Here is a 16087-nt window from a genome sequence, read left to right as displayed (position 1 = left end):
AACCCGCACGCCGAAAGCCCAAGGTTTCCTTGCGCAACGTTAATCGGCGCAGGGTGAGTCGGCCCCTAAGGCGAGGACGAAAGTCGTAGTCGATGGGAAGCAGGTTAATATTCCTGCACCTCGCGTAAGTGCGATGGAGGGACGGAGAAGGTTAGGTGTACCAGGCGTTGGTTGTCCTGGGGAAAGGCGGTAGGTTTGGATCTTTGGCAAATCCGGGATCCTTTAAGACCGAGCACCGAGACGAGTCTTTAAGACGAAGTCACTGATACCACGCTTCCAGGAAAAGCTCCTAAGCTTCAGCTTACGCAGACCGTACCGTAAACCGACACAGGTGGGTAGGATGAGAATTCTCAGGCGCTTGAGAGAACTCGGGTGAAGGAACTAGGCAACATGGCACCGTAACTTCGGGAGAAGGTGCACCCTTTTTTTGTGGCTCGTGCGAGCTATAGCTGAAGAGGGTCGCAGTAACCAGGCCGCTGCGACTGTTTATCAAAAACACAGCACTCTGCAAACACGAAAGTGGACGTATAGGGTGTGACGCCTGCCCGGTGCTGGAAGGTTAATTGATGGGGTCAGCCGCAAGGCGAAGCTCTTGATCGAAGCCCCAGTAAACGGCGGCCGTAACTATAACGGTCCTAAGGTAGCGAAATTCCTTGTCGGGTAAGTTCCGACCTGCACGAATGGCGTAACGACAGCGGCGCTGTCTCCACCCGAGACTCAGTGAAATTGAAATCGCTGTGAAGATGCAGCGTTCCCGTGGCAAGACGGAAAGACCCCGTGAACCTTTACTATAGCTTTACACTGAACGTTGAGTTCGTCTGTGTAGGATAGGTGGGAGGCTATGAAACTGTGGCGCTAGCTGCAGTGGAGCCATCCTTGAAATACCACCCTGTCGTGCTTGACGTTCTAACCTGGGCCCATTATCTGGGTCGGGGACCGTGTATGGTGGGTAGTTTGACTGGGGCGGTCTCCTCCTAAAGAGTAACGGAGGAGCTCGAAGGTACGCTCAGCGCGGTCGGACATCGCGCACTGTGTGCAAAGGCATAAGCGTGCTTGACTGCAAGATCGACGGATCAAGCAGGTAGGAAACTAGGACTTAGTGATCCGGTGGTTCTGTATGGAAGGGCCATCGCTCAACGGATAAAAGGTACTCCGGGGATAACAGGCTGATACCGCCCAAGAGTTCATATCGACGGCGGTGTTTGGCACCTCGATGTCGGCTCATCACATCCTGGGGCTGTAGTCGGTCCCAAGGGTATGGCTGTTCGCCATTTAAAGTGGTACGCGAGCTGGGTTCAGAACGTCGTGAGACAGTTCGGTCCCTATCTGCCATGGGCGTTGGAGATTTGAGAGGGGCTGCTCCTAGTACGAGAGGACCGGAGTGGACGAACCTCTGGTGTTCCGGTTGTCACGCCAGTGGCATTGCCGGGTAGCTATGTTCGGAAGCGATAACCGCTGAAAGCATCTAAGCGGGAAGCGCGCCTCAAGATGAGATCTCCCGGGGCACAAGCCCCCTGAAGGAACCATGTAGACTACGTGGTTGATAGGTCAGGTGTGTAAGTACAGCAATGTATTGAGCTAACTGATACTAATGATCCGAGAGGCTTGACCATATAACCTCAAGTTGCCTTGGCTTTACGACAGCGTCGTAAGAGCATCCAAGTGCACGCTACGTCACAAGAACTACGAGAGGCAGGCGCCTTATCCAGCTGTATCGGATGGCGACGCTCCAACCGCCTCCCTGGTGAAATTAGCGCTGTGGAACCACCCGATCCCATCCCGAACTCGGAAGTGAAACGCAGCTGCGCCGATGGTAGTGTGGCTCAAGCCATGCGAGAGTAGGTCATCGCCAGGGTTTATACCCAAAAAACCCCGCTGCTCACGCAGCGGGGTTTTTCTTTGTGCGCGCGAAATGCGGGTAGTGCCGGCCGCTGGCCGGCAACCCGATGGCGTTACATCGCCCGTTAGATCCAGGCCATACGCGGATATTCTCCGCGGGTAGCCACAGCGCCAACCAAGGTTGGCGTCTACCGAGGGCATGCGGACCCACAGTAGATCCACGCCGTGCGTGGATGGGCTGTCCCTGCAAAGATCGGTGCCAACCCCGGCAGCAGGCCCAGACAGTGCGCGTGGCTGTGATTGCCGACCAGCGGCCGGCACTACCAGTAGATCCACGCCATGCGTGGATGCCCTCCGTGAGGAACCACGGCGCCAACCAAGGTTGGCAGCTACTGGCAGCAAGGCCTACGCAACAAAAAGACGGCGCCTTGCGGGCGCCGTCTTGATCAGGATCGAACTGAAGGCCCGGATCAGGCGGCCTGCGAGACCTCGTGCGGTTCCTGCTGGCGGAACACCGAAACCGCTTCGGTCAGTGTGCCGGCCTGGCTCTGCAGCTCGCGTGCGGCGGCGGTAGCTTCCTCCACCAGCGCGGCATTCTGCTGTGTGGCCTGATCCATCTGCACCACGGTCTGGTTGATCTGCTCAATGCCGATCGACTGCTCCTGCGACGCCGCGGAAATCTCGCGCATCAGGTGGCTGACATCCTCCACGCCGCCAACAATGCCCTGCATGCGTTGGCCGGCGTCAGCTACCAGCTGGGCACCCTCACCCACCTGGCGGCCGGCTTCGTCGATCAGCTTCTTGATCTCCTGGGCCGCCGCCGCAGAGCGCTGCGCCAGTACCCGCACCTCGCTGGCCACGACCGCGAAGCCTCGGCCCTGTTCGCCGGCGCGTGCCGCCTCCACGGCTGCGTTCAAGGCCAGGATATTGGTCTGGAAGGCAATGCCGTCGATGACGCCGGTGATGTCGCCGATCCGCTTCGAGGCACCTTCGATGGCCTGCATGGTATTCACCACGCGCTGCATGGCTGTGTTGCCGTCACTGGCAGCGCTCTGCGTGGAAGCTGCCAACGCACTGGCCTCACGAGCATGGGCGGCGTTCTGGCGCACGGTGGCGGTGAGTTCCTCCATCGATGCTGCGGTCTCCTGCAGGTGCGCGGCCTGGCGCTCGCTGCGCTCGGACAACGCGCCGTTGCCGGCGGCAATCTCGCTGGCGGCGGTACTGATCGACGCCGCACATTCCTGGATGCGACCGACCATGCGTGCCAACTGACCGGCCGTGGCATTCGCATCGCGCTGGATGGCAGCGAAAGCACCGTGATACTCGCCGTGCATGCGCCGGTCCAGATCGCCATTGGCCAGTGCCGAGAGCATCTGCCGCACTTCGTTGACGGTGCTGCCGAGCGTATCGAGCAGCTGGTTGATGCCACCGGTCAGCCCATCGAGGAAACTGGCACCTTCAGTGGCCTGCAGGCGCTGGTCGAGATCACCGGCCGCTGCCGCAGCGACGATGCCGGCCACGGCGTTTTCCAGCGCGAGTTCATGGGTGCGGTCATGCCATTCCACGGCGAAGCCCAGGCGCACGCCCTGCGCATCGAACACCGGGGTGACCACCTGCGCGAAGTGCACCGGGCCGATCTGCACCTTGCCGTTGTGCGTGACCTGCAGGCCATTGAGGATCGCGCGGATGCGGTCCGGGTTGGCGTGGAAGCGGTGGATGCTGCTGCCGACCAGGCGCTCGGCGTCGAAGTCGGGGAAGGCCTGGCGCAGTGTTGCCTGCTGGTTGCGCAGCAGGGCCACCACCGAGCGGTTCACGTAACGGATCACGTGGTCGTTGTCGGCAATCATCATCGCGGTGCGCGAGGCGTCGAGCGCCTGGCGGATCTGCGCATTCTCGGCATGCGCGTCAGCCTCGCGCCCACGCTGCGCCTGTACGTGGCGGGCGGTATCGGCCAGTGCATGGGCCAGCGAACCGGGTGCATAGGCCGCGGTATCCGCATGTGCGCTCAGATCGGTGCCCGTCGCGATATCGCGCGCCAGTGCCGCCAGGCGGCGTGGGCCGTGGCCAAGTGCCTCGGTCTGCTGGCGCAGGCGCAGCGCGACCTGGCCGAGGAACACGGTCAGGCTGGCGAACAGGCCCGCCTGCAGCAACGTCGGTCCCACGGCTGCGCCGTGCAGCAGCGGTACCAGCAGGGCGAGGGTGCCAACACCACCGGCCAGCCATACCGGCAGGCGATCGCGGTGGCTGAGCAGCACGCCCAGCAACAGCGCAATCGGCAATGCCGGTGACAGGCTGACGATCGCGCACAACAAGGCCAGCTGCAGCGACAACAGCAATGCCTGGCCATTGCGGGCGACGGCCCGGCCCGCCTGTGGACCGGCCAGCCAGAGGGCGGGCAGTACGGCGGCCGCGGCCAACGCAGCGCCCGGTACGTGGGGCCCACGCAGGGCGAGCACGAGGCCAGCCACAGCCAACGCCGCGCTGCCGATCAGCAGTCGACGGTCAGCGCGGCGCGCGAGCTGCTGCAGATGCGGCATGCGGGCGGTATCGGGGGGACGGGAGGATGCAACGGACATCGGCGACTCCTGGATCAGCAAACGACAACAGCCACGCCGCGGCGCACGCAGGAGTGCGTGAGCAGGGCGCGAGCCGGGAACTCGGGGAATGCGGCGCGATCAGCGACGCGGAGACGGGACACCGTGGCCACGTCCTGTGGGTGACGGTGCAGCAGAGCGGGCATGCGGACTTCCTTGCAGAACCAGACACACGCCGCAGGCCCGACCGGACCTGCGTGCTGCGGACGCAGGGGCCCGCAACTGATGTATCGGCCGCAAACGCGCGGAGTGAAGCGCGCGGATACGTTTGCTCAGCCGGCGTTGCCGTTGCTGAAGAAGTGCAGGATCACGCCCGCGATCTGTTCCGGGTCTTCCATGTGCAGGTGATGGTTGCCGGCAAACACCGCCAGACGGCCATCGCGCAGGTGCTGCAGGCGATCGCTGCGCATCGGCTCGGGATAGTACGACTGCGCCGGTGTGGCGTAGATCACCTGCGTCGGGCAGGCGATGGCCTGCAGCAGGTTGTCGATCTGGCCTTCGCTGAGGCGGATCGCAGTGGGCAGCATCAGGCGCGGGTCGCTGCACCAGCGGTAACCACCTTCGACCGGCTCCACGCCGCGCTCGACCAGCAGCCGTGCACAGCGCTCGCTGAGCTGGTTGGTCATCATCCGCGCGCGGATCGGCGCGGCGAGGTCGGGGAACACGCGCAGCTGCTTGCGTGCCAGTGCGCGTGTGGCATTTACATGTTCGCGCAGGCGGTTGGCGGTTTCTTCCTCAGGACCACGCAGGCCGCCGAGTGCTTCGATCGCCACCAGCCGTTCGACACGGTCGCTGACCGAGGCGGTGAGGCTGGCGATGCCGGCGCCCATCGAATGGCCAAGCAGGCTGAAACGGTCCCAGCCCAGCGCGTCGGCGACGTCGAGTACGTGACAGATGGCGGCGGCCGTGGTGTAGCTGGCACCGGCCGGCAGATGCGCGCTGTGGCCGTGGCCGGGCAGGTCGATGGCCACCAGCTGCAACGACGACAGGTGCGGCGCCAGCGGCACGAAGCTGGCCGCGTTGTCGAGCCAGCCATGCAGGGCCAGCACGCGCGGGCCATCACCGTAGTTGCGCAGGCCGGCGACGCGCGCGCCACCGACCTCGAGTTCAAACGGCTGCAGGCTCATGCCAGTGACGCCACGGCCAGCCGTGCCAGCGCACGCGCGTGCTCCGGTTCGGCGTTGAGGCAGGGGATGTAGCGCATCGTCGCGCCGCGCTCGGCCAGTGTTTCGGTGAAGCCCAGTGCCACTTCTTCCAGCGTCTCCAGACAGTCGGTGGCGAAGCCCGGACACACCACGTCGATCTGCTTCACGCCGGATTCGGCCAGCGCCCACAGGCTGGGCTCGGCATACGGCTGCAGCCACCGCTCGCGGCCGAAGCGCGACTGATAGCCCATCTGCCAGTCGTCCCTGCCCAGCTCCAGCGCCTTGGCGATGGCCTGCGCACTGGCCTCGCAGCGCTGCGGATACGGATCGCCGGCATCGGCCAGGCGCTGCGGAATGCCGTGGAAGGAGAACATCAGTTTCTGGCCACGACCGTGCTGTTCCCAGTAGCGGCGGATCGAGCCGGCAACGGCGTCGACCCAGCCCGGATCGACCGAATAGTCGCGTACCAGGCTCACGGTCACGCCCGGATTGCGGCGCTGCCAGGCATCGACGCGGTCTTCGACCGAGGCGGTGGTGGTGGTGGAGTACTGCGGGTACAGCGGCAGCACCACGATGCGGCGCGCACCGTCGGCCGCCAGCCGGTCGAGTTCGCTGGCCAGCGCCGGTTCGCCATAGCGCATTGCATGGCGCACCGTCAGGGTCGGCAACAGCGCTTGCATGGCCTGCGCCAGCTGGCGCGTATGCACCATCAGCGGAGAGCCCTCCGGCAGCCAGACCTGGGCGTACTTGGCCGCTGAACGGCTGCTGCGCAGCGGCAGGATCAGTCCGCGCAGCAACGGCTGCCACAGCAGTGCCGGGATCGAGACCACGCGGGGGTCGGACAGGAATTCAGCCAGGTAACGGCGTACGGCGGGGGCCGTCGGCGTCTCGGGCGTGCCTAGGTTGACCGCCAGCACGGCGGTATCGGGTGCGTCGAGCATGAGCGGTATTGTCGCCGATCCGGTGCCGCGCCGGGATGCAGGGTTCGGATTGCAGGCATAGCGCGCATCAATGTGAGCAGGGAACGCTCATTGGGGATTCATGACAACACTACTAATTTCAGTCACTTGCTATATCTTCCTATGGACTGACTTCTGGAGCCTGCCATGCGTCGCCCGATCCAAGCCCTGCTGATCGCCGCCAGCCTGCTGTCCAGCCAGGCCATGGCCGGACCGCAGGAAGACCAGCGTGCCCGCAATGCCGTGCGCGTGCTGGCTGAAATCCAGGAAATCCCTGAACAGGGCATTCCGGACAAATTGCTCGACGAAGGCCGCGCGGTCATCGTCATTCCCGACACGATCAAGGCCGGTCTGGTCATTGGCGGTCGTCGTGGCCACGGCCTGATGTCCGTGCGCATGCCCAACGGTGCCTGGTCCAACCCGGTGTTCGTGAAGCTCACCGGCGGCAGTATCGGCTTCCAGGCCGGCGTGCAGTCCTCCGATGTGGTGCTGGTGTTCCGCAACGACCGGAGCCTGGACAACCTGGTCAACGGCAAGTTCACGCTGGGCGCCGATGCGGGTGTCGCCGCCGGCCCGGTCGGCCGCAATGCCGCCGCCGCCACCGACGGTCAGCTGAAGGCCGAGATCTGGTCCTGGTCGCGCGCCCGCGGCCTGTTCGCCGGTGTCGCCCTGGATGGTGCGGTGCTGCAGATCGACGATGCCGCCAATCTGGACGCCTACGGCAGCAACACCACGCCGCGCATGATCTTCGAAGGCCGCGCGGCCGGTTCGCCGTCGATGGATGTGGTCACGTTCCGCGACCGCCTGGAAGAGGCCACCTACGCCGCGCGTAACAACCGCAGCGGCAACGGCGGTAACGCGCCGCGTCCGGCAGCGGCCCCGGCGGTTGCTCCGGCGCCTGTTCAGGCAGCGCCGGCCGCCCCGGCCGAAGCCACTACCGCACCGCTGCAGAACGTGCCGCAGAACCCGCCGCCGCAGCAGCAGGGCTTCCAGCCGGTCAACGACGGCGAAATCCGCACGGAAACGCTGGGCGGAAACTGACTTTCGTCACGCGCGCCGGCTGACACCCGGTGCGCTATGCTCGACAGCCTGATCACTAACGTAACGAGCGTCTTTATGGGCAGTTTCAGCATCTGGCATTGGTTGGTCGTGCTGGCCATCGTCCTGCTGGTGTTCGGCACCAAGCGCCTGACCAGTGGCGCCAAGGATCTCGGTTCGGCGGTCAAGGAATTCAAGAAGGGCATGCGCGACGAGGACAAGCCGAACGCGCAGCTGGGCGATGAATCGCGCAGTCAGGACGCCTCGCGCGCCGCGCAGGACGAGCACGACCGTAACGCTCGCTGATCCGGAGCGGTCGCGGTGTTTGATATCGGCTTCAGCGAGCTGCTGGTGATTGCGGTGGTCGCCCTGGTGGTGCTCGGTCCCGAGCGCCTGCCCAAGGCGGCCCGCTTCGCCGGCCTGTGGGTGCGACGTGCCCGTAATCAGTGGGATTCGGTGAAACAGGAACTGGAGCGCGAACTGCAGGCCGAGGACATCAAGCGGCAGATGCAGGACGTGCGCCAGGGCATGCAGGACACCGAGAACCAGTTGCGTGCCAGCGGTGAAGCAATCCGCCGCGAAGCGCAGGAGGCCCAGCAGCAGGGCGATACGCTGGCGCAGGAAGTACGCGCGCCGGCGCCCGCAGATCTTCCGCCGTACATGAACGCCGTGCCCGACGCCGATGCGCCGGCACAGGAGAGCGTTGCTCCCGAGCCGACGCCGGCGACACCCCCTGATGCCGGTGCGCCGCCGCCGCAGAGCAGCCCGGAGCGCCAGCCATGAGTGAACAGGATTTCGGCGAAAGCTCGCTGGTCGAACATCTGGTGGAACTGCGCGGCCGCCTGGTGCGCGCATTGCTGGGCCTGGGCGTGGTGCTGCTGGCGCTGCTGCCGTTTACCCAGAAGCTCTACAACGCGCTGGCCGAACCGCTGGTCTCGCAGCTGCCGAACGGGCAGACGATGATCGCCACCAACCCGGCCGGTGCGTTCTTCGCCCCGCTGAAGCTGACTTTCTTCGTGGCCCTGTTCGTGGCGGTGCCGTGGCTGCTGTACCAGCTGTGGGCGTTCGTTGCCCCGGGCCTGTATGCGCGCGAGAAGCGCCTGGCGGTGCCGTTGCTGGTGTCGTCGGTGCTGCTGTTCTACGCCGGCTGTGCCTTTGCCTACTTCCTGGTGCTGCCGGCGGTGTTCCACTTCCTGACCACCTTCAGCCCGGACGTGATCGCGATCACTCCGGATGCGAACGCCTACCTGGATTTCGTGCTGGCGATCTTCTTTGCCTTCGGCGGCAGCTTCGAACTGCCGGTGGCGATGGTGATCCTGGTGCTGCTGGGCTGGGTGACGCCGCAGCAGTTCAAGGAAGGCCGTGGCTACGCGATCGTCGGCATCTTCGTGGTGGCCGCAGTGCTGACCCCGCCGGACGTGGTCTCGCAGCTGATGTTGGCGATTCCGATGTGCCTGCTCTACGAGCTGGGCATCCACGCCGCACGCTGGCTGGTGCCGTCGTCGGTAGTGAAGAAACCCGCCGCCTGAAAGAAAAAAAGGGGACGGAGGGGATTAAGTCGTTAGCTGCACACACTGGGCATAAACGACTTAATCCCCTCCGTCCCCTTTTTCCGTCAGGCGTGGAACACGTCGCTTGAGGTCGGCGTGGTCGGGATCGGTGGGGCCGCGCGGCTGCCGCGATGCACGAACATCTGCTTCCACGCGGCGTAGACCGCGCCGACATACAGCGGCATCAGCACCGTGGTCAGCACCAGCTGGGCGATGAAGGCCGCAGCCAGCGGGCCACCGATCAGCATCGCGATCTGGATCACGATCACGAACAGGATGTACATGCAGAACGCGGCGATCAGGCCGAGCGCGGCGAACACGAACATCGCGCCGATGTTCTCGATGCAGCCCTGCAGGCTCAGGCGCAGCGCATGCATGCCGCTCTGCTTGTCGAACACCACCAGCGCCGGCTGGGTGAACATCGCCAGCGACAGCGCCACCGCGCTCAGGAACACCAGCAGCATCCACAGCGCGATGCGCTTGGCCGGCAGGTTGGCGACCAGCGCGGCCGCATCATCCGGCTTGATCTGCTGGCCACTGCGGCTGATCTCTTCCATCTTGGTCATGACCTCGCTGAAGGCGGTGAAGCCCTCGCGGCCGATCATCATGAACAACAGCGCGCCCAGCAGCAGGACCGCCAGCACCTGGATCGCCAGCGGCACCAGCAGGTGGCTGACGCGGTGGTCGCGGATCGGCTGCAGCAGGTGCGAGGCCAGGCCCGGGCGGCCTTCGTCGATCTCGCCCACGGCATACAGCATGCCGCCGAACATGATCGGCGAAATGGCCAGGGTCATGAGCTGTACTGCCATGCCGGCGGCGCCGGGAATCAAGGTCGACAGCAGGGTCACCACCCAGCTCACCAGCAGCCAGGTCAGGCCGATCCGGGCCAGCTGCAGCGGCGCACGCCGGTACAGGGAGAACGTATCCAGCAACCACTGGGCGCCCGCCGAGGCCGGCAGCTTGCGAATCTCTTTCATGGACATCCGGGAAGGACAGGAGGGGGCCGGGCGGCTGCCCGTGCCGCCGATTATCCCTGTTTTGCCACCGGCTGGGCTGAAGACAGCCGCGCCTGGCGGACGAAGCGGCGCAACAGCTGGCGGGCCAGCGGTGCGGCGCTGACCGCGCGCTCGATGCTGCGGGCGCAGCCGCCGTGGCGGCCGATGCAGTCGGCGCGGGCGCGCACGTAGCCGCGCATGTGGTGGGTGGCGAATTCCGGATGGAACTGCACGCCCCACGCCTGGCGGCCCCAGCGGAAGGCGTGGCAGCCGTCCAGCGGCGAGCGTGCCAGCACTTCGGCACCTTCCGGGGCGCGCAGCACGGTCTGCAGGTGGGTGGCATGGGCGGCGAAATGCTGCGGCAGGCCCTGGAACAGCGGGTCCTGCGCGGCCTGCGGCTGCAGTTCCAGCTCGATCGTGCCGGACTCGCGCCCGGCCGGGTTGTAGGCCACCTCGCCACCCAGCGCGTGCGCCAGCAGCTGATGGCCATAGCAGATGCCGAATACCGGCAGGTCGTCGTGGGCGGTCTGGCGCAGCCATGCGGCGCTGCGCTCGCTCCACTCGGCGTGGTCGGTGACGAAGGCGGCCGAGCCGGTCACCAGCACGCCAGCGAAGGCATGTGGGTCGGGCAGGGCGCCACCGTGTTCGACATCGACCACCACCGTCTCGTGCTCTTCCAGCCCGGCGGCGACGCGGATCCAGTGCGGAAAGCGCCCGTAGCGGCGCAGCGAGGGTACCGGGCGGCCGGTTTCAAGGATCAGGAACGGGGCTGGGTTCATCCGGGGGCGGCAGCACTGACAGGACTTCCTCGATTGTAGTCAGCCCCTGCGCCACCTTTTCAAGCCCGGCCTGGCGCAGGGTTCGCAGCCCTTCAGCCCGCGCAGCCCGGCTGAAACCGGCCAGATCCATGTCGGCGCGGATCTGCCCGCGCAGCCGCGAACCCAATGGCAGCAACTCATACAGGCCGATGCGGCCGAGGAATCCGGTGCGCCGGCACTCCAGGCAACCGACCGGCCGACAGGGCGTGGCGGCATCTGGATATGCGGCATGGCTATCAGCCAGCACCGCCCAGTCGGCGGCGCCGAGGCTGTGCGGCTGCTTGCAGTGCGGGCACAGCGTGCGCACCAGTCGCTGGGCGAGGATGCCGTTGAGGGTGCTGGCCAGCAGGTAGTGCGGCACGCCCAGGTCGAGCAGGCGGGTTACCGCCGAGGGCGCGTCGTTGGTATGCAGGGTGGACAGCACCAGGTGGCCGGTCAGCGAGGCCTGCACCGCCATCTGCGCGGTTTCCAGGTCGCGGATCTCGCCGATCATGATGATGTCCGGGTCCTGCCGCAGCAGCGTGCGCACGCCGCTGGCGAAATCCAGGTCGATGTTGGTCTGCACCTGCATCTGGTTGAACTCGGGCGCGATCATCTCGATCGGGTCCTCCACCGTGCACACGTTCACGTCCGGCGTGGCCAGCCGCTTCAGCGTGGAATACAGGGTGGTGGTCTTGCCCGAGCCGGTCGGGCCGGTCACCAGCACGATGCCGTGCGGACGCTCCACCAGCGCATTCCAGCCCGCCGCCTCCTGCGGGCTGAAACCGAGCTGGTCGATGCTCTTGAAGGCGGCATCAGGGTCGAAGATGCGCATCACGCACTTCTCGCCGAAGGCGGTGGGCATGGTCGACAGGCGCATCTCGACCTCGCGGCCGCCCGGCGAACGGGTCTTGATGCGGCCATCCTGCGGGCGCCGGCGTTCGGCCAGGTCCATGCGGCCGAGCACCTTGATGCGGCTGACCACCGCGGTCATCACCGCCGGCGGTACCTCGAACACCTTGTGCAGCACGCCGTCGATGCGGAAGCGCATGCGCCCCATTTCGCGGCGCGGCTCCAGGTGGATGTCCGACGCGCGCTGCTCGTAGGCGTACTGCAGCAGCCAGTCCACGATATGCACGATGTGCTGGTCGTCGGCATTGACGTCGCCGGTGCGGCCCAGCTCCACCAGCTGTTCGAAGCTGGGCAGGGTGGTATTGGCTTCGCCACGCACGTCGCCACGGGCGCCGCGCACCGAGCGGGTCACCCCGTAGAACTCCATGGTGTAGCGGTGCAGGTCCAGCGGGTTGACCACCGCCAGCTCGATGCGGCGGCGGGTCAGGTGCTGCAGGTCGCGGCGCCATTCCTGCACCAGTGGCTCGCTGGTGGCCACCAGCACGCGCTCGGCATCCACCGCCAACGGCAGGAAACGGTGGCGGCGCGCGTAGGCATGGGAGACCAGCGCGGTGACCGCGGCGACGTCGACCCGGGTCGGGTCGATGCGCAGGTAGCGGCTGCCGGTGCGCTGCGCCAGCCACTCGGTGAGGCGCTCCAGGGTCAGTTCGCCACCGCCGTTGGCGGCCAGCTTGAGGTTGGACAGCAGCACCAGCGGGTGCACTTCACTGGCGTTGCGTGCGCCCTGCGCGGAAAAACGCATGCGCTCGCGGTCCTGCTCGGCCACCAGGCCATCGGCGATCAGGGCCGCGGCAATCTGCTCGAACTGCAGCCGTCCCCACGGCAGCGGTACGCCGCCAGCCTCGCCGGGCGTGCCCACCGGCAGCCGATGTTCCATCTGCCTGCTCCTCCCGGGTACGGAATGCCCCGCAGGTCGGCCGTTATACTAACGCACCCCCTTGCCGGCCAAGACTCGTACGCATGTCCGCGACCCCGACCGTTCCGATCACCTTCCAGGGCCTGATCCAGACCCTGAACCAGTTCTGGGCCCAGCAGGGCTGCGTGCTCATCCAGCCGCTCGACCTGGAGGTGGGCGCCGGTACCTTCCACCCGGCCACATTCCTGCGTGCGATCGGTCCGGAGAGCTGGAACGCGGCCTACGTGCAGCCCTCGCGCCGCCCGACCGACGGCCGCTACGGCGAGAACCCGAACCGTTTGCAGCGCTACTACCAGTACCAGGTGGCGATGAAGCCGGCGCCGGACAACATCCAGCAGCTGTACCTGGATTCGCTGAAGGCACTGGGCATCGATCCGCTGGTGCACGACCTGCGTTTCGTCGAGGACAACTGGGAATCGCCGACGCTGGGCGCCTGGGGCCTGGGCTGGGAAGTCTGGCTCAACGGCATGGAGGTGACCCAGTTCACCTACTTCCAGCAGGCCGGTGGCCTGGAGTGCCGCCCGGTGCTGGGCGAGATCACCTATGGTCTCGAACGCCTGTGCATGTACCTGCAGAACTGCGACAACGTCTACGACCTGGTCTGGACCTACGGCCCGGACGGCCAGCCGGTGACCTACGGCGACGTGTACCACCAGAACGAAGTGGAGCAGAGCACCTACAACTTCGAATACGCCGACGTGGAAGAAATGTTCCACCGCTTCGATGCCTGCGAGCGTGAAGCGCAGAAGCTGGTGGAAGTGAACCTGCCGCTGCCGGCCTACGAACAGGTGATGAAGGCCAGCCACACCTTCAACCTGCTGGATGCGCGCCGCGCGATCAGCGTGACCGAGCGCCAGCGCTACATCCTGCGCGTGCGCGCGCTGGCCCAGGCGGTGGCCAAGGCGTACTACGAGCAGCGCGAGAAGCTGGGCTTCCCGGGTGCGAAGAAGGCCTGACGGCCTTCCTGCACCGACCCGCTTTTCACCCACTACCCGGGGCGCCGGACGCGTTGCGCGCTGCGCCCCCACCACAGGATCGAACCGATGAGCCAACTGTCCCCCCTGCTGATCGAACTGGGCACCGAGGAGCTGCCGGTCAAGGCGCTGCCGGGCCTGGCCCAGGCGTTCTTCGACGGTGTCGTCGAAGGCCTGCGCAAGCGCGGCGTCGCGCTGGAACTGGGCGATGCGCGCCCGTTGTCGACCCCGCGCCGCCTGGCCGTGCTGCTGCCGGGCGTCGGCCTGGAACAGCCGGAACAGCACAGCGAAGTGCTGGGCCCGTACCTGAACATCGCGCTGGATGCCGAAGGCCAGCCGACCAAGGCCCTGCAGGGCTTCGCCGCCAAGGCCGGGATCGACTGGACCGCGCTGGAAAAGACCACCGACAACAAGGGTGAGCGCTTCGTGCACCGCGCGGTGACCCCGGGCGCGAGCACTGCCAGCCTGCTGCCGGAGATCCTGCGCGAGGCGATTGCGGCGATGCCGATTCCCAAGCCGATGCGCTGGGGCGACCACGCCTGGGGCTTCGCGCGCCCGGCGCATTGGCTGGTGCTGCTGCACGGTGCCAACGTGGTCGAGGCCGAGCTGTTCGGCCTGCAGGCCGGCCGTGTCAGCCGCGGCCATCGTTTCCACCACGACCAGGCCGTGTCGCTGGCCCAGCCGCAGGACTACGTTGAAGCCCTGCGCGCCGCCTTCGTGCTGGTCGACCCGAGCGAGCGCCGCGCGCGCATCGTCGCCGAGGTCGAGGCCGCTGCGGCCAAGGCCGGTGGCAGCGCCCGCATCACCGACGACAACCTGGAACAGGTGGTGAACCTGGTCGAATGGCCGTCGGCAGTGCTGTGCAGCTTCGAACGCGCGTTCCTGGCGGTGCCGCAGGAAGCGCTGATCGAGACGATGGAGATCAACCAGAAGTTCTTCCCGGTGCTGGATGCCGCTGGCACCCTGACCGAGAAGTTCATCGGCATCGCCAACATCGAATCGAAGGACGTGGCCGAAGTGGCCAAGGGCTACGAGCGCGTGATCCGCCCGCGCTTCGCCGATGCCAAGTTCTTCTTCGACGAGGACCTGAAGCAGGGCCTGGTGTCGATGGGCGACGGCCTGAAGACGGTGACCTACCAGGCCAAGCTGGGCAGCGTGGCCGACAAGGTGGCGCGCGTGGCCGCTCTGGCCGAAGTGATCGCCCCCCAGGTCGGCGCCGACGCCGCGCAGGCCAAGCGGGCCGCGCAGTTGGCCAAGAACGACCTGCAGTCGCGCATGGTCAACGAATTCCCGGAACTGCAGGGCATCGCCGGCCGCCACTACGCCGTGGCCGGTGGTGAATCGCAGGAGGTGGCGCTGGCCATCGACGAGGCCTACCAGCCGCGCTTCGGCGGTGACGACATCGCGCTATCGCCGCTGGGCAAGGTGCTGGCGATTGCTGAACGTGTCGACACGCTGGCCGGTGGCTTCGCCGCTGGCCTGAAGCCGACCGGCAACAAGGACCCGTTCGCCCTGCGCCGCAACGCGCTGGGCCTGGCCCGCACGATCATCGAAAGCGGCTTCGAGCTGGACCTGCGCGCGCTGCTGGCCAGCGCCAACGCCGGCCTGGCCGCGCGCAACGTGCAGGCCGACGTCGGCGAGCTGTACGACTTCATCCTCGACCGCCTGAAGGGCTACTACGCCGACAAGGGCGTGCCGGCCACGCACTTCAACGCGGTCGCCGAGCTGAAGCCGGCCTCGCTGTACGACTTCGGCCGCCGCCTGGATGCGATCGGCACCTTCGCCGCGCTGCCGGAAGCCGAGGCGCTGGCTGCGGCCAACAAGCGCATCCGCAACATCCTCCGCAAGGCCGAAGGCGACATCCCGGCCCAGATCGACCCGGCGCTGCTGCAGGAAGACGCCGAGCGCGCGCTGGCTGAAGCGGTCACCGCGGCCATCGACGACACCGGCGCCAGCCTGCAGCACAAGGACTATGTGGCTGTGCTGGCGCGCCTGGCACGCCTGCGCCCGCAGGTCGACGCGTTCTTCGATGGCGTGATGGTCAATGCCGAGGATCCGGCGCTGCGTGGCAACCGCCTGGCGCTGCTGACGATGCTGGGCGAGCGGCTGGGCAAGGTGGCAGCGATCGAGCATCTGTCGAGCTGATTGGCGGCCCATCCACGCATGGCGTGGATCTACTGGCATTGCCACCGCGCATCGGATCGGTCTGTGGGTTGCCGGCCAGCGGCCGGCACTACCGGATCACCGCTGGCGGATGTCCATCGGGGTCATTGCCGGCATCGCGCACGATGCCGGCATCCTCGGCTGCGATCACGACGATCGCCACAAAGGCGCGTATTTTGACCGCCACTTAACAACCGATCCCGAA

12 protein-coding genes and 2 rRNA genes (1 of these 14 running past the window's edge) are annotated in these 16087 nt (G+C 66.3%); 8 read left to right on the top strand and 6 right to left on the bottom strand.

Annotation, left to right across the window (positions count from 1 at the left end; genetic code table 11):
• Nucleotides 1–1613 (top strand): 23S ribosomal RNA (locus ACZK13_RS20770) (it extends 1268 nt beyond the left edge of the window).
• Nucleotides 1614–1740: 127 nt separating this feature from the next.
• Nucleotides 1741–1855: ribosomal RNA gene (gene rrf, locus ACZK13_RS20765) — 5S ribosomal RNA — on the top strand.
• Nucleotides 1856–2309: 454 nt separating this feature from the next.
• On the opposite strand, the gene ACZK13_RS20760 is transcribed toward rrf, so the two are convergent.
• From ACZK13_RS20760 to hemH, 3 genes are all read right to left on the bottom strand, one after another.
• Nucleotides 2310–4415, bottom strand: a complete 2106-nt coding sequence (locus tag ACZK13_RS20760) for a methyl-accepting chemotaxis protein (RefSeq protein ID WP_253145858.1) — start codon at nucleotides 4413–4415, stop codon at nucleotides 2310–2312.
• A gap of 290 nt (nucleotides 4416–4705) precedes the next feature.
• The gene (locus ACZK13_RS20755; RefSeq protein ID WP_032128450.1) at nucleotides 4706–5560 is read right to left on the bottom strand and encodes an alpha/beta fold hydrolase; all 855 of its coding nucleotides are present in this window, start codon (nucleotides 5558–5560) and stop codon (nucleotides 4706–4708) included.
• Nucleotides 5557–6519: a ferrochelatase gene (gene hemH, locus ACZK13_RS20750; protein WP_032128451.1), complete on the bottom strand. Its 963-nt coding sequence runs from the start codon at nucleotides 6517–6519 to the stop codon at nucleotides 5557–5559. Before hemH ends, ACZK13_RS20755 begins: the two co-directional genes overlap by 4 nt.
• A 165-nt stretch (nucleotides 6520–6684) precedes the next feature.
• Between hemH and ACZK13_RS20745 the strand changes: the two genes are divergently transcribed.
• The 4 genes from ACZK13_RS20745 (at nucleotide 6685) to tatC (ending at nucleotide 9104) form a co-directional block, all read left to right on the top strand.
• Complete coding sequence (locus ACZK13_RS20745) at nucleotides 6685–7578, top strand: lipid-binding SYLF domain-containing protein (protein ID WP_253145855.1); 894 nt, start codon at nucleotides 6685–6687, stop codon at nucleotides 7576–7578.
• A 75-nt stretch (nucleotides 7579–7653) separates the two neighbouring features.
• Nucleotides 7654–7881 (top strand): Sec-independent protein translocase subunit TatA, encoded by a 228-nt coding sequence (gene tatA / locus ACZK13_RS20740; protein ID WP_032128453.1) that lies wholly within the window; start codon nucleotides 7654–7656, stop codon nucleotides 7879–7881.
• Nucleotides 7882–7896: 15 nt separating this feature from the next.
• A complete protein-coding gene (gene tatB, locus ACZK13_RS20735; protein WP_253145845.1) occupies nucleotides 7897–8358 on the top strand; it encodes a Sec-independent protein translocase protein TatB in 462 nt (153 codons plus the stop codon).
• Nucleotides 8355–9104, top strand: a complete 750-nt coding sequence (gene tatC / locus ACZK13_RS20730) for a twin-arginine translocase subunit TatC (RefSeq protein ID WP_032128455.1) — start codon at nucleotides 8355–8357, stop codon at nucleotides 9102–9104. The genes tatB and tatC overlap by 4 nt, the downstream gene beginning before the upstream one ends.
• Nucleotides 9105–9190: 86 nt before the next feature.
• Here the strand turns inward: tatC and ACZK13_RS20725 are convergent, their stop codons facing one another.
• The 3 genes from ACZK13_RS20725 to ACZK13_RS20715 are packed head-to-tail and all read right to left on the bottom strand — an operon-like array spanning nucleotide 9191 to nucleotide 12706.
• Entirely contained in the window at nucleotides 9191–10102 is a 912-nt protein-coding gene (locus ACZK13_RS20725; RefSeq protein WP_043399673.1) for a BPSS1780 family membrane protein, read from the bottom strand.
• Between the two features lie 50 nt (nucleotides 10103–10152).
• A complete protein-coding gene (locus ACZK13_RS20720; protein ID WP_032128456.1) occupies nucleotides 10153–10899 on the bottom strand; it encodes a glutamine amidotransferase in 747 nt (248 codons plus the stop codon).
• Entirely contained in the window at nucleotides 10871–12706 is a 1836-nt protein-coding gene (locus tag ACZK13_RS20715) for a GspE/PulE family protein (RefSeq protein ID WP_049424290.1), read from the bottom strand. Before ACZK13_RS20715 ends, ACZK13_RS20720 begins: the two co-directional genes overlap by 29 nt.
• An 83-nt stretch (nucleotides 12707–12789) precedes the next feature.
• Between ACZK13_RS20715 and glyQ the strand changes: the two genes are divergently transcribed.
• Both glyQ and glyS read left to right on the top strand, forming a co-directional pair.
• The gene (gene glyQ / locus ACZK13_RS20710) at nucleotides 12790–13701 is read left to right on the top strand and encodes a glycine--tRNA ligase subunit alpha (RefSeq protein WP_006403404.1); all 912 of its coding nucleotides are present in this window, start codon (nucleotides 12790–12792) and stop codon (nucleotides 13699–13701) included.
• Nucleotides 13702–13788: 87 nt separating this feature from the next.
• Nucleotides 13789–15864, top strand: coding sequence for a glycine--tRNA ligase subunit beta (glyS, locus tag ACZK13_RS20705; RefSeq protein WP_125893293.1), 2076 nt, complete (start codon nucleotides 13789–13791; stop codon nucleotides 15862–15864).
• The last annotated feature ends 223 nt before the right edge of the window (nucleotides 15865–16087 follow it).

Source organism: Stenotrophomonas sp. 99219_Sma (genome assembly GCF_056480785.1).
The sequence above is the reverse complement of the archived record's forward strand: the minus strand, read 5'-3'. Positions and strand labels throughout refer to the sequence as shown.